We start from the raw sequence: 20256 nt of genomic DNA on the forward strand, positions 1-20256 counted from the left end.
CATTCTTGGACGACTCGCTTGCTCGCGAGCTCGCCGATCTCTCGGCCCTGCAGCGCATCGGCTCGTTGAACACGGAGTACCTGCCGTCGCTCGCCGGCGACCTGCGCCCCGCCGCTCTCATCGCGGTGATGGACGAGATCGTGCTCGGCGCCCGGACCGTCCTGGTCGAACTGGGCTGCGGCTCTTCGTCTGTGCTGCTGGCGCGTTTGTTGCAGCAGCGCGGATTCGGGCACCTGTTGGCGATCGAGCACGACGAACGCACGGCTGCTTTCGTTGCCTCACAGCTGAGGCGCGAAGGTCTGGGCTCGGTCGCACGCGTAGTGCACGCGCCGTTGTCACGGCATCCGGCAGCGTTGTCGCGGCACGGCCAGTGGTACGCGCCGCAGCAGGTGCACGACGAAGTGCTGGGGTACGTCGAGCGGTTCGGCCTCGTTGACCTGCTCCTGGTGGACGGACCGGGGTTCGGCGACTCGCGCTATCCGGCGTTGCCCGTGCTGCGCGCCGTGCTGGCGCCGGGGGCGACCGTGCTGGCGGACGACGTCGACCGGCCGGACGAGGCCGCGGTGCTGACGCGGTGGTCCGAGGAGTTCGGGCTGGAGTTCCGCACGGCTCCCCGGACCTCGCTGGCCGCTGCTACCGCTCTCGCTTGAGCAGCACCTTCCCGAAGACGTCGCTCGCCTCCAGCAACCGGTGCGCCTCCGCGGCGTTCGACATCGGCACGACCTGGCCGACGATCGGTTGCACCGCACCGCTCTCGACCAACGGCCACAGGTGCTCGCGGACCTGCGCCACGATCGCGCCCTTGCTGTCGATCGACCGTCCACGCAGTCCGGTCGCCATCACCGAGGCCCGCTTGCTGAGGAGCTTCCCGATCGGCAGCTCGCCCTTCACCCCGCCCTGCATGCCGATGATCATCAATCGGCCGTCCGGTGCCAGCACGTCGATGTTGCGGGGGAGGTAGGAGGCGCCCATGTTGTCGAGGACGACGTCCGCCTGCTTGACCTCGGCCACGAAGTCCTGGGTCTTGTAGTTGACGGTGATGTCCGCGCCGAGTTCCGCGCACTTCGCGAGCCGTTCGTCGGAGCCGGCCGTGACCGCGACGGTCGCGCCGAGTGCCTTGCCGACCTGGATCGCGTGCGTGCCGATGCCGCCCGCACCGCCGTGCACGAGGAACGTCTCACCGAGCTTCAACCGGCCGTCGATCACGACGTTCGACCACACCGTGCACGCGACCTCGGGCAGTGCGGCAGCGGTGACCAGGTCGACGCCCTTGGGCAGCGGGAGGACCTGCGGCGCCGGGACCGCGACCTTCTCCGCGTAGCCGCCGCCGGCGAGCAGCGCGCACACCTCGTCGCCGACGTTCCAGCCGGTCACACCCTCGCCGAGCGCGGCGATCGTGCCGGAGCACTCCAGCCCGATGATGTCGGAGGCGTCAGGGGGTGGCGGGTAGAAACCCTGCCGCTGCAACAGATCCGCCCGGTTGACCGCACTCGCGGCGACATCGATCAGCACCTCGCCGGGGCCGGGCACGGGGTCGGGGACCTCGGTCCACTCGAGCACGTCCGGGCCGCCGGGTTCGCGAACAGAGATGGCACGCATGCGGTCGACCGTAATACCGCTCGACAGGCCCGGCACCATCGGAACATGGACGCCTGGCCGCTGCGACACCTCGTTCTCCGCACACCGCGCCTGGAGCTGCGCCCGGACGACGACGAGGGGCTGTACGAGCTCGTCGAGGTGGCGAAGAACGGCGTGCACGACCCGGCCGAGATGCCGTTCAACGTGCCGTGGACCGACAGCCTGGCCGAGGACGACGGGCTCGGCATGGTCCAGTTCTTCTGGAGCAACCGAGCGAAGTTCGCCGCGAAGGACTGGGCGATCACCTTCCTGGTGCGGTGTGAGGGCGAGGTCATCGGCGTCCAGGAGATCGGTGCGCGTGACTTCGGCGTGCTGCGTGAGGTGAACACGGGGTCGTGGCTCGGCCTCAAGCACCACGGCCGCGGTTTCGGCACCGAGATGCGGATTGCCGTGCTGCAGTTCGCGTTCGATCACCTCGGTGCCCACATTGCGAGATCAGCTGCATGGATGGGCAACATCGCGTCCAACCGTGTCAGCGAGAAGCTCGGCTACGTCCACGACGGCACGATCGCTGCCGCACCGCGCGGAGAACGTCTTGAGCACGTGCGATTGCGCCTGGACGCGGCGAACTTCGTGCGCCCGGAGTGGAAGGTCACCGTCGAGGGGTTAGCTGACTGTGTTCGGCTGATCACCAGCTGAACACCCACCGACCGACGGATTGTGGTCCAGGTCTCCCCTTTGTGAGGGTTCAGCCATCTCGAACGAAGGGGAACGTTCATATGTCCGGCAGATCCAAGCTGGCGACCGTGCTTGCCATCTCGGCATTAGTCGCAGCCCCCACCGCCACCGCGTCCGCCGCAGCTGAACCAGAAGGCCCCGCACTCGCCAAGAAGCTCGCGAAGAAGGTGACCGTCGAGGGCGTCAACCGGCACCTGATCGCCTTCCAGCGCATCGCGGACCGCAACGGCGGCAGCCGTGCCGCGCTGACCCCCGGCTACGACGCGAGCGTCGACTACGTGGCGGGCAAGCTCCGCGACGAGGGCTTCATCGTCTCGACGCCGACGTTCACCTACGACATCGACGTCAACGACGCCGAGTCCGCCCGCGTCGACGGCGTGAACTACCAGGCGCTGATCCTGGTCCAGTCACCGCAGACCCCCGTCGGCGGCGTGACCGGTCCGCTGCGCGTCGTCCCCGAAGACACCACCACGGGCTGTGAGGCCAGCGACTTCGCCGGCCAGAACTTCACCGGCTCGGTGGCCCTGATCCGCCGCGGCGGGTGCACGTTCGAGCAGAAGCACCTCAACGCGGCCGCCGCTGGCGCCGTGGCCGTGCTGGTCTCGAACAACGTCGCGGGCCCGCTCTCCAACGTGACGCTGACCAACCCCGGCGTGATCCCGACCGGCGGCATCTCCCAGGCCGACGGCACCACGCTGGCGGGCAAGGCCGGTTCCACGGTCACCGTGGACATGCGTTCCCACACCGAGTCCCGCACCGAGCGCAACGTCATCGCGCAGACCAAGACCGGCCGCACCAACAACGTCGTCATGGCCGGCTCACACCTCGACAGCGTCGAGGTCGGCCCCGGCATCAACGACAACGGCACCGGCTCCGCGGCGCTGCTCGAGACCGCCCTGCAGCTCGGCTCGCGCCCGAAGGTCGACAACGCCATCCGGTTCGCCTGGTGGGGTGCGGAAGAGCGCGGCCTGATCGGCTCCGAGTACTATGTCCGCTCGCTGACGTTCGAACAGCAGCTGGACATCGCGCTGTACCTGAACTTCGACATGGTCGGCTCCCCGAACGCCGCGTACTTCATCTACGACGGCGACAACTCCGACAACGTCGGCGCGGGCCCCGGCCCGTACGGCTCGGCGCAGATCGAGAAGGCCTTCGCCGACTACTTCGTGGCCAAGGGCGTCCCGACCGAGGGCACCGACTTCTCGGGCCGTTCGGACTACGGCGAGTTCATCGCACAGGGCATCCCGGCCGGCGGCCTCTTCACCGGCGCCGAAGGCGTCAAGACCGCGGCCCAGGCAGCCAAGTGGGGCGGCACCGCGGGAGTCGCCTACGACCCCTGCTACCACTCGAAGTGCGACAACCTCGGCAACATCGACCGCACGGCCCTCGGCCGCAACGCAGGCGCCATCGCGTTCGTGACCGCTGCCTACGGCGTCTCGACCGAGGACGTCAACGGCGTGCCGCCGCGCTCGAAGCGGGCCGACGCCCGCAAGTCCGCGGCGCTCATGAAGTCCGCCGCGCACGACCACTCGCACGCGGCCGCGTCCTAGTCGGTTCCTGAAATGACGAAGGCCGGGTCTCCCTCAGGAGGCCCGGCCTTTCGCGTCGCTGTGCTCAGCCCAGGTTGTTCGTGTCGAACGTGTTGCAGCGCGCCGGGTCGCCCGTCGACAGCCCGGTGTTGAACCACTTCTGCCGCTGCGCCGAGCTGCCGTGGCTGAACTTGGTCGTGTCGACCCGCCCGCCACCGAGCTCGCGCTGGATGAAGTCGTCACCGATGCGTGCCGCCGCGTCGAGGGCCGCGTTCACGTCCTCCTGGGTGATGTTGGAGATGAGGGGCTGGCCGTTGGAGCTCGGCACGGTCGTCGCCGCCTTGGCCCAGGCACCCGCGTAGCAGTCCGCCTGCAGTTCCAGCCGCACCGAGTCCGAGGTCGGGCCGGTGCGCGAGGTGACCCGGTCGGAGGTGCCGAGCAGGTTCTGCACGTGGTGGCCGTACTCGTGGGCCAGCACGTACGCCTCCACGAACGGGCCGCCGGTCGCGCCGAACTTGGTGCGCAGCTCGTTGAAGAAGTCCAGGTCGATGTACACCTGGGAGTCGGCCGGGCAGTAGAACGGGCCGACCGCGGAGGTGGCGTTGCCGCAGCGGGTGTTCACGCTGGTGCGGAAGAAGTTGGTCTTGGTGACCTGGTAGGTGTTGCCCGAGCGGGCGAACTGGTCGGTCCAGAACGCCTGGATCGAGTTGATCGTGGCCACGACCCGGCAGTCGCTGTCGCGGTTCGCGTCGGCGCCAGTCTTGCACTTCTCGGCCAGCTGACTGGATTCGACCTGGGTGTTCTGGCCCAGCCCCTCCAGGCCGCCCGCGGGCAGCTGGATGCCGGTGAACTGCTGCACCAGGAAGTAGATGATGAGGCCGACCACGCCGAGGCCGCCGCCGACGCCCGCCACCCGGCCGCCTACGCCCCGCTGGTCCGAGACCTGGGAAAGATCGAGTTCCGCGCCTTCGTTGAACTGCACCGCAATCCTCCTGCCAAGGACCCCATGGGTGCCGCAAACGATAAAGCACGAAACATGCCTCGGTGCGGAGCCCGACGTCGGGGCACCGCACCGAGGACTTCCCATTTGGTAGTGACGACTACGGCCCACGAGAGTTGGCGTGGCGCTCAACCGGTGACGCCATGAGACGAAACCGATGCCGAGCTCAACAGCGTCGAAGTGCGCCGAGCGACGCCGATGGCGCCTGGGCACCCGAAACCTCGTGTCCGTTGCTACACAGTCGCGACCGGACCGTTCACGTCCGATCCACTCGCGGGGATGCAACAGACCGCGTTTCGCCACAGCGAGGAGATACCTGCACAGCACCACCTACCCCTTCTGGGCGTGGCCTCCGGATGGTCTAGTTCATTCACCTACCGGTTGCCAGCTCGTTATCGAGCATGCGCTTGATCGTCACATTTCTCAACACCTCACCCGAAACCTGAATTGGTGAAGTCAGACGGGTGACCTGCGGAGATCGACTGTGCAGACAGCAATCGCCCGGCGAGTGGGCACTCGCCGGGCGATTGTCGTAAAACGATCAGGAAACGATCAGGCCTCGAAGAAAAGGCCCTGGTGGTCAGGCTTTCGTGACGCGACGAGCGCCGCGGCGGGCCATCACGCCCGCGGTCATCAGGCCCAGACCCACCAGCAGGAACTCCAGCGGGTCGGCACCGGTCCTCGACAGGTTCGGGATCGGCGAGGCCTGCTGCTGCGACTGCGACGCCTTGTCGCCGGTCTGCGGGGTGCCCGCGCCCGAGTCGTCGCCGGTGTTGCCGCCGCCGGAGTTGTCGCCGTTGTTGCCACCACCGGGGTTGCCGTTGCCGGGGTTCTCGCCCGGCTGCTCCGGCTTGGGGTCCTCGGGCTTCGGGTCCTCCGGCTTGGGGTCTTCCGGCTGCGGCTCCTCGGGCACGTCGGTCTTGCCGCAGTCACCGGTCGCGGTGCCGAGCACGGCCGCGCTGGTGCCGCAGACCGTCACCGGGGCCTCGACGGTGCCGTTGGGCTCTTCCGGCTTGGTCGTGCCGCAGCTGCCGTCGCCACCGCCGGCGACGCCGACCGAGTTGCCGCACACCGTGACCGGCGCGGAGACGAGGGCCTTGTCGGCCTGCAGCCGCTCGGCGGGCTTCTCCTCGCAGGTGGCGTCGCTGTTGCCCAGCACGTTGATCGCGTTGCCGCAGACCTTGACCGGGACGCTCACCAGGTTGCCGACGCGGACCTCGTCGTCGATGTTGATCGGCACCGGGATGGCCTGGGCCCACCCGGCGGTCGCGACCAGCAGGCCGCCGGTCAGCAGTGCGGCGGACATGGTCCGGTTGAGGTTCTTGCGCATGACTGTTCTCCCTGGAGTGAATGACCTGTGCGTGGCTGTGGAGGCACGCACGGGATCAGTCAGGCGAGAACGTCGGCTCCTCCGCGCGCACGATGCGCGGCACGTCTTGCTGCTCTGTGCTGATGAGAGACGTCGTGGTGGTGGGCGGCCGCATCACGTGCGGCAGCGTGCCCACCGGAATCTGGCCACCGCTCGAGCTCGCCCCGGCGCCACTCTGCGGAAGCGTGCCGGTGATCGGCTGCTCGGCCTGCGGTTGTGGCTGCTGCGGGACGGGCACGGGGTTCGTCGGCCGCGTCGTCAACGCCGGCTGCGCCGGGTGTTGCTGCGGCACCTCTGCCTGGACGGGTGCTTTGACATCGGGTTGAGGCGGCTGCGGTGCCACCGGAAGTGGCGGGGGAGTCTCGACGCGCGGGTCCGGCTTCGACGGGACGGGCGCGTCCGGCTGATGCGGCACGAGCCCGGTCTCGACCTTCACCCCGATGTCGACGACGGGCAGCCTGACCTCGACCTCGAGCTGGTCGATCGCGACCTTGACGTCGGCGTTCGCCTCACCTGCGCTGCCCAGCAGCCAGGCGCCGGTCAGCAGACCGGCGAGCAGCAGGAGCCGACGCAACCAGGACATCGGCCCTCACCCTAGATCAAATGGAGCAACCGGACACAGTGAAAAGGCCATCTCGGCGACATTTCGTCGCCGAGATGGCCTTGGTGCTGCTTTCCGCGGTTACGGCAGCTGCGTGATGCGGCCGAGCGCGGGAGGCGCCTGGTTCGGATGCGCCGAGAGGTACGCGGAGAACGCGTCCAGGTCGATGCCGCCACCAGTGATGTTCGTGCCCTTGGTGAACTCGCTGAAGCCGTCACCGCCGCCCTGCAGGAAGCTGTTGATCGTCACGCGGTAGCTCGCGTTCGGGTCGAGGGGAGCGCCGTTGAGCACGACGTTGGAAACCTTCGAACCGAACGGCGCGGACACCGACCAGCTGTAGCTCAGGCCTGCGGAAGGCTGCAGCACGAACGTCCTGGCCGCGCTGAACTGCTGCTCCAGCGCCGCCTTGATGTTCGTGCCGGTCAGCGTGATCGTCTGCAGGATGTTGCCGAACGGCTGCACGGTGAACGTCTCGCCGTAGGTGGCCACACCGTTGCCTTCACCCTCGGGCGAGCTGGTGTAGGTGAGGTCCGCGCGCACGCCACCGGGGTTCATCAGCGCGAGCACCGCGCCGTTGCCCGTGGTGGCCGCGAGCTGGGAGTCGGCGATCAGGTTGCCCAGCGGCGACTCGCCGGCGGCGTTCTGCGCCCGCAGGATGTCCGAGGCGATGGTGCCGACGGGCCGGTTGGCGATCGGGCGCACCTTCGTCTTGGCGACGTCGACGATGGCCTGGATCTCCGGGTCCGGCGTGACCGTGCGGGTGACGATCTTGTTGTCGGCCTTCGTCTCGCCGCGGATGACGTCGCGCGTCCGGCGGTCGATCTTGAGGTCGACGACGCTGAGCTCACGCCCGAACGCCAGGCCCTCGATGAACGGCCGCGGGTTGCCGGCCGGGTCCTTGACCACGCAGTTGTAGTGCTGGTGGCTGTGGCCGGAGAAGACCGCGTCGATCTTCGGGCTGACCTGCGTGGCGATGACGCTGCCGGGGTTGTTGGCCGCCACGTTGCACGCGTTGGGCCCGCCGCCGGGGGAGGTGACCTGGTCGCCCTGGTGCACGAGCAGGACGATCGACTTGACGCCGATCGCGTCGAGGAAGTTGGCGTACTTGTTGGCCGCCTTGACCTCGTCGCCGAACTTGAGCTCCTTGATGCCGTTCGGGTCGACCAGGATCGGCACGTCCTTGAGCGGCATGCCGATGAAACCGATCGGCATCCCGTCGCGGATCTCCACCCAGAACGGCGGCAGCGCGGGCAGCCCGGACTTGGCGAGCGTGACGTTCGCCCCGAGGAACGGGAACTTCGCGCCGGGGTAGCTGTCGCGGAACTGGCAACCGTCCGTCGGGTGGCAGCCACCGCGCTGCATGCGCAGGAGCTCCTGGTAGCCCTCGTCGAACTCGTGGTTGCCCGCCGCGGTCGCGTCCATGCCGACCTTGTTGAGCACCTCGACCGTCGGCTCGTCGTGGAACAGCGCCGACACGATCGGCGAAGCGCCGATCAGGTCACCCTGCCCGACGACGACGGAGTTCTTGACCTCCTTCTGGAGGTTCTTGATGTGCGTGGCGTTGAACGCGGCGCCACCAGCGTCGACGGTCGTACCGTCCGGGAGGATGACGCGCCCGGACGACCCGGAAGGCGGCTCGATGTTGCCGTGCAGGTCGTTGATCCCGATCAGCCGCACGTCAACCGTGCCCCGCCCACGCAGGGACTGAACATCTGCCTGCGCAGGTCCCGTAGCGCTGATGACAGTGGCCGCGGCGGCGGTGATCGCCAGAACGGAAAGCCGTCTGAACGAACTCATGGGTTAGAAGCCCTCTCCAAGGCGTGGTTAACGCGCGTGTACGGCGGAGGAGTCTGCCTCCCCGACGCCCCGTTTTCCAGAGGAATGACTCGATCGTCATGCGCGGGTTTAGCCTTGTTCGCGTGACGTCTAGTGAGCAGGAGCCGCGCTGGCTCGACGACGGCGAGATGCGTGCGTGGCGCACCTACGTGAACGGTTCCTCCATGCTCATGGACCGTCTGCACCGAGAGCTTCAAGACACCCACGGAGTGTCACTGGCGGACTACGAAATCCTGGTCCGCCTGTCCGAGCAACCCAACCAGCGCATGCGCATGACCCAACTGGCCGAAGACGTGGCCTCCTCGAAGTCCCGCGTCTCCCACCAGGTGGCCCGAATGGAAAAGGCGGGCCTGGTCCTGCGCCGCGAGTGCACAGAAGACGGCAGGGGCGTCCTGGCCGAACTGACCCAGAAGGGCATGGCCCAACTGGTCAACGCCGCCCCGACCCACCTGGCAGGCGTCCGAGCCCACATCGTCGACCTGATCACCCCGGAGGAAGGCGAAGTCCTGGCCAAGGTGTTCGACCGGGTCATGACACACCTGCGGGAGTCGAACAGCTAGGCTTCTCGGCTGACACCGCCTGGTGTCGGGGAAGCGTGGCAGAGCGGCCGAATGCACCCGCCTTGAAAGCGGGAGACGGGCAACCGTCCGGGGGTTCAAATCCCTCCGCTTCCGCAACGGACGAAGGCCGGGGCAATGCCCCGGCCTTCTGCATTTCAGCGCCGCGCCACCGCCAGCAACCGATGGCTGCCAATTCCGAACGCACCACCGTCGGTATCACCGAACAGCTCAACCGACGAGAACCCGGCGGCAATCAGCATCCGGCTGAGCTCCCCAGCCGTGTAGACGTGCTGAACGCAGCCAGACCGCTGCACCCGCTCACCGTCGGTGAAGGTGAAGTCGATCAGCAGCCGCCCGGAAGCCACGTCGTACGTGTTGGCGGCGGTCATGTCGACGCCACCCGCCGACATCCGGATCTCGCCCGGCAGCGAAGGCAGCAACACCTCCGCCGCGCACCCGTAGTCGAGCACCGCGACGGGTGCCACTGCGGCCAGGTCGGCGAGGAACTGCTGGCTTTCGAGGTGGGTGAGATAGCCGAAGCTGTTGCCCATGCAGATGGCGATGTCCGCCGAGACGCCGTGTGCGGCGAGGTTGCGAACGTCGTCCAGGCGCCAGTCGACGTCCGAACTCAACGTGCGGGCGAAAGCGATGGCTTCTGCGGAGATGTCGAGGCCGACGACTGGATAGCCGCGGCCGGCCAGTTCGATGCTGTGCCTGCCGCTGCCGCACGGCGCGTCGAGCACGCGGGCGCCGGCGGAGGTGAAGCCGGTGATGAAGTCGACCTCGGCAACGGTCTGCGCGGGCTGGACGGCGCCGCGCCAGAAGGAATTGGCCAGGTCGGTGAAGAAAGAGGTGTACCACGTCAAGGTGAAGCTCCTGGTGATCGCAACGAAAGGATGCGAGGTATCACCGGGTACAGCAGAGGCACCCGGTGTGTCCGGGGCTGCCCATGGCATCGACCTTGTCTCGTAAGTGCGCTAGAAGGCATCACTAAAGCACGCCAACGCACAAACCAGAAGCGGATTTACGGCGTTGTGGAACGCGGGGTGGAGAAGCGGATCATGTTGCCGGACGGGTCGCGGAACGCGCAGTCGCGGACGCCGTAGAACTGGTCGATCGGCTCTTGGAGGACCTCGGCGCCGGCTGCGCGGACCTGTTCGAACTTCGCGTCCACGTCGTCCAGCTCGAAGATGATGCCCTGCAGGGATCCCTTGGCCAGCAACGCGTTCAGCGCCTCGTGGTCGGTCGGCGGGACGGGTGGGCCGACCAGGGACAGGCCGATCTCGATGTCCGGCTGGTCCGCGGGGCCGACGGTGAGCCAGCGGTAGTCCTCCACCGACTCGTCGGTGCGGACCTCGAGGCCCACGACGTCGCGGTAGAACTTCATGGCGGCGTCCTGGTCGTGGACGAAGAGGAACGTGTGCGAGAGCTTCATGCGGCGAAGCCTAGGAAGACGGGCGCGGCGCCGCTTCTCGAAACCTGCTCGGTCGCGTCAGGCCCTTCAAGTGACACCCCGGCACGACCGCGAGTGAGTCGTGAGTTCGCGCGCGGTAGGCGGACGGCGTTTCGCCCACCAGTTCGGTGAAGCGGGCGGAGAACGAGCCGAGCGAGGTGCAGCCGACCTCCACGCAGACTTCGGTGACCGAGAGCTTTCCCAGGCGCAGCAACGCTTTGGCGCGCTCGATGCGCCTGGTCATCAGGTAGCCGTACGGGGTCTCGCCGTAGGCCGCGCGGAACTGGCGCGAGAAGTGCGACGGCGACATCAGGGCGGCGCGGGCCATCGCGGGCACGTCCAGTGGGCTCGCGTACTCGCGGTCCATCAGGTCACGTGCCCGGCGCAGGTGCGCTAGGTCCTCCGGCGTCACGGCGACCAGCATGCCACCAACAGACACAACCGTCCCCGCTGTGCTCACGCTTTTCCGATGCCGTTGGTTGCCCTTGAATGAAGAAAATCTTGAACGCATTTTCGTGGCCACTTGACGCTTCCGCGAACCGTGTGCGCTGCGGTACTTTTCGGGCGTCTTGCAGGCGCGTGCGGGGGCGTTGACGTCGGTAGACACATTGTCACGGGGCTTTTGGGGGATCCATTGTCCGGGAGATCGGTCAGCCGCGCTCTGCTCAGGTTCGGGGCTATGACGATGGCCGCGGTACTGGCATTCGGCACGACGTCCGCTGCGGCTTTCGCGCAGGACGATCCGACGAGCACGCCGTCGGCACCGACCGAGACGTCGACATCGCAACCGCCTACCTCGGAATCCGCACCGCCCCCGACCAACGTTCCCGCGCCGTTGCCGGCTCAGGCACAGCAGCAGGACAGCGTGGTCGGCATCTTGTACGCCGACAAGAACGCCAACAGGCAGCAAGACCCCGGCGAGGCGATCTTCGATGCGGAGGTGACCCTCTTCGGTGGCGAGAACAGCTCCTCGCACTACGTGACGAGCGATGCGGACGGCAAGTTCGTCTTCCGCGGCCTCGCGCCGGGCGTCTACCACCCGGCCTACGTCCTGCCCGACGGCTGGATCGTTCATCACACCAAGACCACCGGTGATCTGATCACGGTCACCGCGAACGCGACCACCGCGCTGACGGCACGCGCTGAGCGGCCCTACTCGGAGCAGCTGAAGGTGACGGCGACGCTCGACCACGACAGCTACCGGCTCCCGGCGTCCGCCACGATCACGCTGACTCTCACCAACACCACGAATCGCAGGATCAACGGAGTTCAGGCGCGCTGTGACCGGAAGGAGTCTCCGGAGGCGCTGGGTCGGGGTCCGGGTTGGAACGCGCTGAGGGCCAACGGCGTCACGCTCGAGGCCGGTGAGCAACGCACCATGAGGATCGTCGAGGAGATCCCGCAGGCTGCCGCGTACGGCAAAGGTGTGGTCACGCTCGACTGCGACTTCGCGCCGAGCGCCAGTTGGAACACCGACGGGCCCACCGTGCGCGAGCACGCGACGGTGACCGGATCCACCGGCGGCTACGCGATGGTGCTCGGCGAGGACCGGAACGCCGACTCCCGCATCGACGGTGACGAGGCCGTCAAAGACGTGCAGGTCGTGCTGCTGGATCCGAAGATAGGAGGCAAGGTCGCCAACGGTACGAGCGGCGCGGACGGCAAGATCGAGTTCAACGGTCTTGAGGCGGGTGAGTACCGGGCGGTGGTCCTCGGGTCGTGGGCGTTCACCGACCCCGGCCAGCAGCAGGTGCGCATCACCCCGCAGGGTGGCTCCGAATACCGGTTCCTCAAGTACGCGAAGCCCGTGGAACTTCACGGCGCGGTGAAGTTCGACAAGCCGCGCTACGAGTCGCACGAGACGGTGCGCTTGGACCTGATCATCACGAACAGCGGTGGTCAGACTGCTGAGAGCGTGAGGCTGACCGGCTCGTTCGACTCGCTGGAGATCTCTGACGAGCAGTTGGGCGACGTCAGAATGGAGGGTCCCGGTGTGCGGATTCCCGCCGGAGAGTCTCGTACGTTCAGCCTCTCAGGCAGGATCCACGAGTTCGCCGACGGCAAGCTGACCGTTCAGGGGGCCATCGACCACATCGGCAGGCCGATCTCAGATCTGATCGAGTACAACGGTGAGGTCGAGGTCGTGCAGACCACTGGTGACATCACCGGTGTCATCTACGTCGACAGGAACCACAACAAGCAGCAGGATCCGGGCGAGGGCGCTGCGGACGCCGTGGTGGAGGGCAACGGCGGTGTGCCGTACAGCTACCTCAAGACCACGACGGACGCAGAGGGCCGGTATTCGTTCAAGGACGTCCCTTCCGGTCGCTACTGGATCGACTACACGTTGGCCGACGGGTGGATGGTGCACAGCGACGGCGCCCCTCGGCAGATCCAGGTGGCGCCGGGGCCTCCTGCTCAGGTCACCGCGCGTGCGGATCGGCCGTACTACGAGGCGATCGAGGCGACGCTGACGCTCGACCAGGCGGTGTACGCGATCGGCGACGACGCCAAGATCACCATCAAGCTCAGGAACAAGAGCGACTACGTGGTCAGCGGGATCCAGGCGGCCTGCAACCGGGTCGCCGACACCGATCAGCTGGGCGAGCCCATGTCCGCCGGCTGGGGCGATCTGCGCCGGGAGACCTCGGGCGTGACGCTCAACCCCGGTGAGGTGAAGACGGTCGTCGCCACCGAGAAGGTGCCCGCGGGCGCACGCTGGACGAGCCGGGTGAGGGTGTACTGCGACTTCGCGCCGAACGTCGCCGACGAGGTCGACTTCGTGTCCGGTGAGGACTGGGCCAGCGTTCCGGGTGGGTTCGGTTCGCTGAAGGGCCGGCTCGCGCACGACAAGAACGGCAACCACGAGGCCGACCCCGGCGAGACGCTCCCCGCGGCACGGATCCTGCTGATGACCGACCGCGAGTACGGCGCCATCGTCGCTGACACGGTCTCGGACTCCGCGGGGAACGTGCGCTTCGATCAGGTTCCGCCAGGTGCCTACTGGGCGGAAATCGATGGGCCGTGGAAGCTCACCGGCGAGTCGGACAACCACGTGGACGTCTCAGCGGATCGTGTGGTGTCCCGTGACTTCTTCGTCGTACCGAATCCGCGTGCCGCACCGTCACCTGACCAGCACGACGGCGGTGGCACGAGAGGCGCGCTCGCCAAGACCGGCGCCAGCGTGCTCGGACTCGGGGTGGTCGCCGTGCTGCTCGTGGCGTTCGGCTTCGGCGCTCGCATCGCCGGCCGCCGCAGAACTTCTTGATCCATCCGCACTACCACTGGGGATTCACGATGTCGGAGAGACCTGCCAGAAGGGGCCTGCTCAGATTCAGCGCGCTGGCCACCGCCGCCCTGATCGCGTTCAGCGGCACGGCCGGCGCGCTTGCCCAAGACGACCCGACGAGCACCGAGCCCACGCCGACGTCGACCGAGACGGTCAAGCTCGGCGCTCAGGTGACCTCTGGCGCGTTACACCTTGAGTTCAACCTCACACGGTCCTCCACAGTGGATCGTGTGAGGTTGAATTGTGCCTTCCACAAGCGGTTTTGCTGATGTAGCTTGACCGGTGTTCTGCGGACGCGTGCGGGGGCTTGACGTCGGCGGACCCATCTACGAAGGGTCTTTGGGGGATCCATTGTCCAAGAGATCGGTCAGCCGTGCCCTGCTCAGAGTCGGGGCCTTGACCACCGCTGCCGTGCTCGCTTTCGGCGCGGCCACCACCGGTGCGCTCGCGCAGGAGCCGGAAACGCCGACGTCGGCCGTTGAGCCGACGCAGACCAACGAACCGAGCACGCCTCCGTCCACAACGGATCCCGTGCCGCCGTCGACGACCGACCCGGTCCCGCCGTCCACGACGGAGCCGACCACCCCGCCGAGCACGGAGCCGTCGACTCCGGCGGAACCGTCCACGCCGACCGCGCCCTCGACGCCGACGACGCCGTCCACCCCGGACGCCAAGCCGGAGCAGGACGAGAAGGCCGTGCAGCTCCCGGCGAACGCGCCAGTGCCCGACCTCGCCGTTCAGGTGCAGGCGGACAAGGCGGAGTTCCTGCCGGGCGAGGACATCGGCGTCACCGTCACGGTGACCAACAAGAGCGAGACCGTCGCGGCGAACGTCCGCTTCGGCCACGTGATCCAGAGCGCCTGGTTGATCAAGGGCGCCGACGAGCTGAGCTCGCGGCCGTCGATCGTGAAGGGCCAGCCGAAGGTCATCCGCCTGGTGCTGAAGCCGTCGTCCCCGTCCAACTACTCGGTGCCGTTCCAGTTCCGCGCGACCGTGGACGGCATCGCCGACCCGACGCCGGGCGACAACGGCACGGACACGTCCTTCAACGTGCGTCAGCTGCGCGGTGACGTGAGCGGCGTCGTCTACTCGGACAAGAACGGCAACGGCGCGTTCGACGCCGGCGAGGGCCTGGCGAACACCTGGATCGACACGCGAGGTGGCACGCCGTCCGAGTCGAGGACGGCCTACACCGACGCGAACGGCGCGTTCAAGATGTGGACCGTGCCCGCTGGGGCGCACAAGGTCTGGTCCGTCGACTGGCTGGGCCAGCAGGTCGTGCAGCCGGGCTTCGCCGACTTCGTGGTGGAGCACGGCAAGGAAACCAAGATCATGGTTCCGGTCGTGGCGCCGGTGAAGTCGACGCTGAGCGCCACCGCGGCGTTCGACAAGGAGTCCTACGCGCCGGCCGACGAGGTCGGGCTGAACATCACGCTGAAGAACAGCGGCACCGCGCCGATCACCGGTGTGGTCGCGGTGTGCCAGAGCTACGGCAACCAGTACCTCACCAGCGCCGGCTGGGGCGCCCTGGCGCCGGACGGTGCCGGTGTCACGGTGCCCGCCGGTGGTGAGACGAAGGTCCGCGTCACCGACAGCGTGCCGAAGGGCCTGAACTTCACCACGTTCTACGCCTCCTGCTCGTTCGGCAACGCCGGTGCCAACGACCGCGGCTACGCCTACGCGGGCACCGCATACGCACGGGTGCACGGCATCTTCGGCCGTGTGTTCGGCAAGGTCGTGAACGCCACGAACAACGAGCCGGTGCGCAACACGCCTGTCAGCGTGCTCGACGCCGTCACCCGCAAGCCGCTGAAGGACGTGCGGACCTGGGAAGACGGCAGCCTCTCGGTGTACGACGTGCCGGTCGGCAAGGTCGTCTTCGTGGTGGCCGGCAAGTGGGCGCCCAAGGACGGCAAGGAGTTCACCGCCGACATCGTCGCCGACACCGACGTCAACCCTGAGCTCCAGGTCGTGCCGAGCGACGTCGACGTGCCCGCACCCGCGGCGCACAAGCCGGACTTCACGGTCACCGCGAAGTTCGACAAGGACTCGTACGACATCGGCGAGCCGATGAGCATGCACGTCACGGTGAAGAACGTCGGCACGGGCTACGACGCCGAGGTCGGCCTCACCACCGAGTGGTCCAGCGACATGAACGAGTTCGAGTACGACAAGTCGCAGCTGGGCGAGTTCGCCGACTCGAAGACCGTGCGTCTGTGGCCGGGCGAGAGCCGCGAGCTGACCCTGGTCGGCCGCGCGCCGTTCTACCTGCGCGACAACAAGGTGACGCTCAAGCTCAAGACCCAGTCCTGGCAGGACCAGAACGCGGCGAACGACACTTCGGCCGCGGTCGCCACGGTCACCTTCCTCAAGGGTGACGCGGTGATCGTGCTGTACGGCGACCGCAACGCCAACGGCCAGAGGGACGCCGGTGAGGAGCTCACCGACACCCAGGTGACGGTGTCCGGCGGCAGCAACCCGAACATCTGGAAGGACGGCAGGACCGATGCGTCTGGCCGTGCCCAGTTCCGCGACCTGCCGATCGGCGTGCTCAAGGTGTGGCCGTACTACAAGGACGGCTGGGTCCGGCACGAGACCGCGGAGCTGACCGTCAGCGCCGGCGCCGAGTCGGTGCTGGAAGTCGGCGCGGTGCGGCCGCTGTCCGACAAGCTGCCCGCGACGCTGCGGTTCGCGAAGCGCGAGTACGCACCGGGCGAGCGCTACGAGGCCGCCATCAGCATCACCAACAACACGGGCGCGGACCTGCCCGCGGTGAAGGCGTTCTGCAGCGGCCCCGGTGAAGCCGGCGAGATCTACAACTCGGAAGCGAGCTGGGGCCCGCTGGCGTGGGACGGCGCGGGCGTGTCCGTGCCGAACGGCCAGACGAAGGTCTTCCACGTCTCCGGCGCACAGCCGCAGGAAGCGGCGCGCATCGGTTACGCGACGGTCGCCTGCAGCATCGCGCCCGACCCCTCCGACCCTGGTGCGGCGATGGCGCACGACGTGTTCCGGGTCCCCGGTCAGCACGCCGACGCCATTGGCAGGCTCGTGAAGGACGACCCGAACGGTGGTCAGGAGGACCTTCCGGTGGCCGGCCAGGTGCTGGTCCTGGTCGACACCATCTCGAAGAAGGTCGTCACCCGCACCGTCACCGGTGAGGACGGCGAGTTCAAGGTGTTCAACCTGCCGGTCGGCCGGTACGACGTGGTCGTCCCCGGTCCGTGGCAGGTCGAGTACCGGCGGATGAACCCGTACTTCCACGTGCGCGTCGGCGGCGAGACCTGGCTGCAGCCGCTCTGGCTGGTGCCGGGTCCCGAGGTCGAGGACCCCGGCTACCCGCTGCCAGAGGACCAGACCCCTGGCACCAACGTCCCGCCCGTCGCGGGCTCGGCCGGTGGTTCCGGTTCGGGTGACGCGCTGGCCAAGACCGGTGCCAGCGTGCTGGGCCTGGGCGTGCTCGGCGCGCTGCTCGTGGCCTTCGGCCTCGGTGCCAGCGTGGTCGGACGGCGTCGTCAGACCGCATAACTGAAGATCTACATGCAGGGCCGGCACTCACGCTGAGTGCCGGCCCTGTTGTAGTCAGCGACACACTTCGCCGTCCCGAGTGGAGTGTTAGCGTCGCTAACCAGTGGGTACGGGGGTGGACATGACGGTCTGGGAAGCAATCGCGGTGGTGATCGCGGGTGTGTTCGCAGGCGGCATCAACACCGTCGTCGGCAGCGGCACGCTCGTGACGTTCCCCGTGTTGCTGGCCGTCGGTTATCCGCCCGTGGTCGCGAACGTGTCCAACAGCCTCGGCCTCGTGCCCGGCTCGCTTTCCGGCGCGTGGGGCTACCGCGAGGAACTCAAAGGGCAGAAGGACCGCATCACCCGGCTGTTGCCCGCGTCGATCCTCGGCGCCGTCGTCGGCGCGATCCTGCTGGTGACGTTGCCGGACAAGGCGTTCAAGGCGATCGTGCCGGTGCTGATCGTCATCGCGCTGGTGCTCGTCGTCATCCAGCCATGGCTCAACCGCAAGCTCTCACACAAGCGCAGCAACAACGACGGTGGCGTGCTGCTGTGGCTCGGGGTCTTCGCCGCGGGCATCTACGGCGGCTACTTCGGGGCCGCGCAGGGCGTGCTGGTCATGGGGATCATGGGCGTGCTCGTCAACGACCACCTGCAGCGGATGAACGCGCTGAAGAACCTGCTGACCGCGTTCGTGAACCTGGTCGCGGGCGTGCTGTTCATCTTCATCGCCGACGTGGCGTGGCTGGCCGTGCTGCTGCTGGCCGCCGGGTCCGTGGTCGGCGGCCAGATCGGGGCGAAGATCGGCCGCAAACTCCCACCCGCCGTGTTGCGCGGCGTCATCGTGGTGGTGGGAGTCGCGGCGATCGTTCAGCTGCTCACGAAGTAGGTCCTAAGCGGTGAAAGCCCGTGCGGCGGCCAGGAACGCGTCGTTCTCCTCCGGCTCACCGATCGTCACACGGGCACCCTCGCCCACGAACGCGCGCACGACGACCTTGTGCGCCAGGCAGTGCTCGTTGAACGCGGCGGTGCGCTCACCGAGCGGCAGCCACACGAAGTTCGCCTGGGTCTCCGGCACCTCGAAGCCCAGCGAGAGCAGTTCGCCGCGCACCCGGATCCGCTCGGCCACGATCGCGCGGCAGCGGACCATCAGCTCGTCCTCGGCGTCCAGCGAGGCCATCGCGGCCACCTGTGCGAGCGCGTTGACGCTGAACGGCACGTAGACCTTCCGCAGTGCCTCGGCGACGTGCGGTTGTGCGACGGCGTAGCCGATCCGCAGGCCGGCCAGGCCGTACGCCTTGGAGAACGTCCGCAGCACCGCCACGTTGTCGCGGCCGGCGGCCCACTGCTGCTTCGCCAGTTCGACGCCGTCCGGGATGTGCGCGTCGTCGACGAACTCCTTGTAGGCCTCGTCGATCACCACGAGCACGTCGCGCGGCACCTTCGCGATGAACGCCTCGATCTCCTCGGTGCGCAGCGCGGTGCCGGTCGGGTTGTTCGGGTTGCAGACGAAGACCATCCGCGTGTTCGGCGTGATCGCCGCGGCCATCGCGTCCAGGTCGTGCACGTGCTCGGCGGTCAGCGGCACGCGGATCTGCTTGGCGCCCGCCACGTGCACGACGATCGGGTAGGCCTCGAACGACCGCCACGCGAACAGCACCTCGTCGTTCTCGGTGCAGGTCGCCTGGACGAGCTGCTGGCACAGGGTCACCGAGCCGCAGCCGAGGGCCAGGTGGTCAGCGGGGACGCCGAGTTTGTCGGCGAGCCTCGCGGTGAGCTCGGTGCAGCCGGAGTCCGGGTACCGGTTGATGGCGGTGGCCGCGTCGGCGATCGCCTTGACGACGCTCGGCAGCGGGCCGGCCGACACCTCGTTGCTCGCGAGCTTGATGGCGCCGGGGATGGTCCTGCCGGGCACGTAGGACGGCAGTGACGCCAGGTCAGCACGGGTTCGCACGGTCATGCACCCGATCCTCGCATTGCTCCGTCCGATTGGTCACGTTGACTGGAGTTCACCCTGGCGTGCGAGGGTTAGACATGACCAGTACCCGCATCGAGACGCTTTCCCTCACCGACGGCCGTGAGCTGCGGGTGACGATCGCCGAACCCGACTCCGCCGTCCGGGGCGGGCTCGTGGTGCTGCACGAGGCTCGTGGCATGACCTCGGGCACGCGGACGCTCGTCAGCAGCCTGGCCGACGAGGGCTGGCTCGCCATCGCACCGCACCTCTACGACGAGGACCGCGTGCACGGCGACGACATCCAGGATCAGGTCAGCAAGCTTTCGGGTGACCGTCTTCTGGCTGACACCGATGTCGCGTTCGTCTGGCTGGGGCAGCAGGGCGTCAGCGCTGACCGAATGGGCGTCGTCGGCTTCGACACCGGTGGCACCGTCGCGATGGTGGTAGCCGCGAGCAGGACGATCGGGGCCGCGGTCACGGTGCAGGGGCCCGGAATCCTCGAGCCGCTCTCGGACGGGTTGCCCGCGCTGGTGGACGTCGCAGGCGACCTGACCTGCCCTTGGCTCGGCATCTACCGGGACGACGAGTCCGAGGAAGTGAGCAAGCTTCGTGATGCTGTGATCAGCTCCGAAACCGCGTCGGATGTGGTCCGTTTCGACGTTTCGAGTGACGAAGCATGGTCTCGTGCGTTGAACTGGTTCGACGCTCACATGAGGTAAGAGTCTTTACGGCGGATTGGAACCGAACCGTCGTCCAGGTACATCTAAGGGGTGCTTCGGACGGCTGACTGGGTGTAGCTGTGAGTAACACTCAGTACTGCGGTGACGAGTTAGCAGTGC

17 protein-coding genes and 1 tRNA gene are annotated in these 20256 nt (G+C 67.8%); 9 read left to right on the forward strand and 9 right to left on the reverse strand.

From position 1 onward, the window contains the following. Positions 1–5 precede the first annotated feature (5 nt). Positions 6–650 carry a class I SAM-dependent methyltransferase gene (locus SK803_RS18775; protein ID WP_319967308.1) on the forward strand — a complete coding sequence of 215 codons (645 nt, stop codon included), beginning with the start codon at positions 6–8 and terminating at the stop codon, positions 648–650. Here SK803_RS18775 and SK803_RS18780 read toward each other — a convergent pair. Then, on the reverse strand, positions 634–1599 hold the full coding sequence (locus SK803_RS18780; protein WP_319967309.1) for an NAD(P)H-quinone oxidoreductase: 966 nt from the start codon (positions 1597–1599) through the stop codon (positions 634–636). The genes SK803_RS18775 and SK803_RS18780 overlap by 17 nt on opposite strands. 45 nt (positions 1600–1644) lie before the next feature. Between SK803_RS18780 and SK803_RS18785 the strand changes: the two genes are divergently transcribed. Together SK803_RS18785 and SK803_RS18790 are read left to right on the forward strand one after the other, a co-directional pair. Beyond that, positions 1645–2277 carry a GNAT family N-acetyltransferase gene (locus tag SK803_RS18785; protein WP_319967310.1) on the forward strand — a complete coding sequence of 211 codons (633 nt, stop codon included), beginning with the start codon at positions 1645–1647 and terminating at the stop codon, positions 2275–2277. Between the two features lie 80 nt (positions 2278–2357). Further along, on the forward strand, positions 2358–3866 hold the full coding sequence (locus SK803_RS18790) for a M28 family metallopeptidase (protein ID WP_319967311.1): 1509 nt from the start codon (positions 2358–2360) through the stop codon (positions 3864–3866). 64 nt (positions 3867–3930) lie between these two features. Here the strand turns inward: SK803_RS18790 and ypfJ are convergent, their stop codons facing one another. The 4 genes from ypfJ to SK803_RS18810 all read right to left on the reverse strand — a co-directional run bounded on the left by ypfJ (position 3931) and on the right by SK803_RS18810 (position 8612). Next, a complete protein-coding gene (gene ypfJ / locus SK803_RS18795) occupies positions 3931–4827 on the reverse strand; it encodes a KPN_02809 family neutral zinc metallopeptidase (protein ID WP_319967312.1) in 897 nt (298 codons plus the stop codon). A gap of 598 nt (positions 4828–5425) precedes the next feature. Then, positions 5426–6175: a hypothetical protein gene (locus SK803_RS18800; RefSeq protein ID WP_319967313.1), complete on the reverse strand. Its 750-nt coding sequence runs from the start codon at positions 6173–6175 to the stop codon at positions 5426–5428. Between the two features lie 55 nt (positions 6176–6230). Further along, a complete protein-coding gene (locus SK803_RS18805) occupies positions 6231–6797 on the reverse strand; it encodes a hypothetical protein (RefSeq protein WP_319967314.1) in 567 nt (188 codons plus the stop codon). 99 nt (positions 6798–6896) lie between these two features. Beyond that, entirely contained in the window at positions 6897–8612 is a 1716-nt protein-coding gene (locus SK803_RS18810) for a bifunctional metallophosphatase/5'-nucleotidase (protein ID WP_319967315.1), read from the reverse strand. A gap of 167 nt (positions 8613–8779) precedes the next feature. Here SK803_RS18810 and SK803_RS18815 point away from each other — a divergent pair, with 167 nt between their 5' ends. Both SK803_RS18815 and SK803_RS18820 read left to right on the forward strand, forming a co-directional pair. Beyond that, positions 8780–9211, forward strand: coding sequence for a MarR family winged helix-turn-helix transcriptional regulator (locus tag SK803_RS18815; RefSeq protein ID WP_319967380.1), 432 nt, complete (start codon positions 8780–8782; stop codon positions 9209–9211). Between the two features lie 29 nt (positions 9212–9240). Further along, positions 9241–9325: transfer RNA gene (locus SK803_RS18820), tRNA-Ser, on the forward strand. 41 nt (positions 9326–9366) lie between these two features. Here SK803_RS18820 and SK803_RS18825 read toward each other — a convergent pair. The 3 genes from SK803_RS18825 to SK803_RS18835 form a co-directional block, all read right to left on the reverse strand. Beyond that, complete coding sequence (locus SK803_RS18825) at positions 9367–10077, reverse strand: class I SAM-dependent methyltransferase (protein ID WP_319967316.1); 711 nt, start codon at positions 10075–10077, stop codon at positions 9367–9369. A gap of 158 nt (positions 10078–10235) precedes the next feature. Then, positions 10236–10646, reverse strand: coding sequence for a VOC family protein (locus SK803_RS18830; protein ID WP_319967317.1), 411 nt, complete (start codon positions 10644–10646; stop codon positions 10236–10238). A 10-nt stretch (positions 10647–10656) separates the two neighbouring features. Further along, positions 10657–11088, reverse strand: a complete 432-nt coding sequence (locus tag SK803_RS18835) for a helix-turn-helix transcriptional regulator (RefSeq protein WP_319967318.1) — start codon at positions 11086–11088, stop codon at positions 10657–10659. A 255-nt stretch (positions 11089–11343) separates the two neighbouring features. On the opposite strand from SK803_RS18835, the gene SK803_RS18840 reads away from it, so the two are divergent. From SK803_RS18840 to SK803_RS18850, 3 genes are all read left to right on the forward strand, one after another. Further along, positions 11344–13932 (forward strand): SdrD B-like domain-containing protein, encoded by a 2589-nt coding sequence (locus SK803_RS18840; RefSeq protein ID WP_319967319.1) that lies wholly within the window; start codon positions 11344–11346, stop codon positions 13930–13932. A gap of 417 nt (positions 13933–14349) precedes the next feature. Then, complete coding sequence (locus SK803_RS18845) at positions 14350–17478, forward strand: carboxypeptidase-like regulatory domain-containing protein (protein ID WP_319967320.1); 3129 nt, start codon at positions 14350–14352, stop codon at positions 17476–17478. Positions 17479–17599: 121 nt separating this feature from the next. Beyond that, positions 17600–18349 carry a sulfite exporter TauE/SafE family protein gene (locus tag SK803_RS18850; RefSeq protein ID WP_319967321.1) on the forward strand — a complete coding sequence of 250 codons (750 nt, stop codon included), beginning with the start codon at positions 17600–17602 and terminating at the stop codon, positions 18347–18349. A gap of 3 nt (positions 18350–18352) precedes the next feature. Here SK803_RS18850 and hisC read toward each other — a convergent pair whose 3' ends face one another. Beyond that, a complete protein-coding gene (gene hisC / locus SK803_RS18855; RefSeq protein ID WP_319967322.1) occupies positions 18353–19420 on the reverse strand; it encodes a histidinol-phosphate transaminase in 1068 nt (355 codons plus the stop codon). Positions 19421–19494: 74 nt separating this feature from the next. On the opposite strand from hisC, the gene SK803_RS18860 reads away from it, so the two are divergent. Beyond that, positions 19495–20136, forward strand: a complete 642-nt coding sequence (locus tag SK803_RS18860; RefSeq protein WP_319967323.1) for a dienelactone hydrolase family protein — start codon at positions 19495–19497, stop codon at positions 20134–20136. Positions 20137–20256: the final 120 nt, after the last annotated feature.

The sequence above is a fragment of the Lentzea miocenica genome, from assembly GCF_033949945.1.
Classification (GTDB): domain Bacteria; phylum Actinomycetota; class Actinomycetes; order Mycobacteriales; family Pseudonocardiaceae; genus Lentzea; species Lentzea miocenica.

Bases quoted from the DNA above. Each gene is read 5' to 3' on its own strand.
- SK803_RS18810 (WP_319967315.1), bottom strand. From the start codon at position 8,612: ATGAGTTCGTTCAGACGGCTTTCCGTTCTGGCGATCACCGCCGCCGCG.
- SK803_RS18785 (WP_319967310.1), top strand. From the start codon at position 1,645: ATGGACGCCTGGCCGCTGCGACACCTCGTTCTCCGCACACCGCGCCTG.
- SK803_RS18835 (WP_319967318.1), bottom strand. From the start codon at position 11,088: ATGCTGGTCGCCGTGACGCCGGAGGACCTAGCGCACCTGCGCCGGGCA.
- SK803_RS18805 (WP_319967314.1), bottom strand. From the start codon at position 6,797: ATGTCCTGGTTGCGTCGGCTCCTGCTGCTCGCCGGTCTGCTGACCGGC.
- SK803_RS18830 (WP_319967317.1), bottom strand. From the start codon at position 10,646: ATGAAGCTCTCGCACACGTTCCTCTTCGTCCACGACCAGGACGCCGCC.
- SK803_RS18790 (WP_319967311.1), top strand. From the start codon at position 2,358: ATGTCCGGCAGATCCAAGCTGGCGACCGTGCTTGCCATCTCGGCATTA.
- SK803_RS18860 (WP_319967323.1), top strand. From the start codon at position 19,495: ATGACCAGTACCCGCATCGAGACGCTTTCCCTCACCGACGGCCGTGAG.
- hisC (WP_319967322.1), bottom strand. From the start codon at position 19,420: ATGACCGTGCGAACCCGTGCTGACCTGGCGTCACTGCCGTCCTACGTG.
- SK803_RS18800 (WP_319967313.1), bottom strand. From the start codon at position 6,175: ATGCGCAAGAACCTCAACCGGACCATGTCCGCCGCACTGCTGACCGGC.
- SK803_RS18815 (WP_319967380.1), top strand. From the start codon at position 8,780: ATGCGTGCGTGGCGCACCTACGTGAACGGTTCCTCCATGCTCATGGAC.
- SK803_RS18840 (WP_319967319.1), top strand. From the start codon at position 11,344: ATGACGATGGCCGCGGTACTGGCATTCGGCACGACGTCCGCTGCGGCT.
- SK803_RS18850 (WP_319967321.1), top strand. From the start codon at position 17,600: ATGACGGTCTGGGAAGCAATCGCGGTGGTGATCGCGGGTGTGTTCGCA.
- SK803_RS18780 (WP_319967309.1), bottom strand. From the start codon at position 1,599: ATGCGTGCCATCTCTGTTCGCGAACCCGGCGGCCCGGACGTGCTCGAG.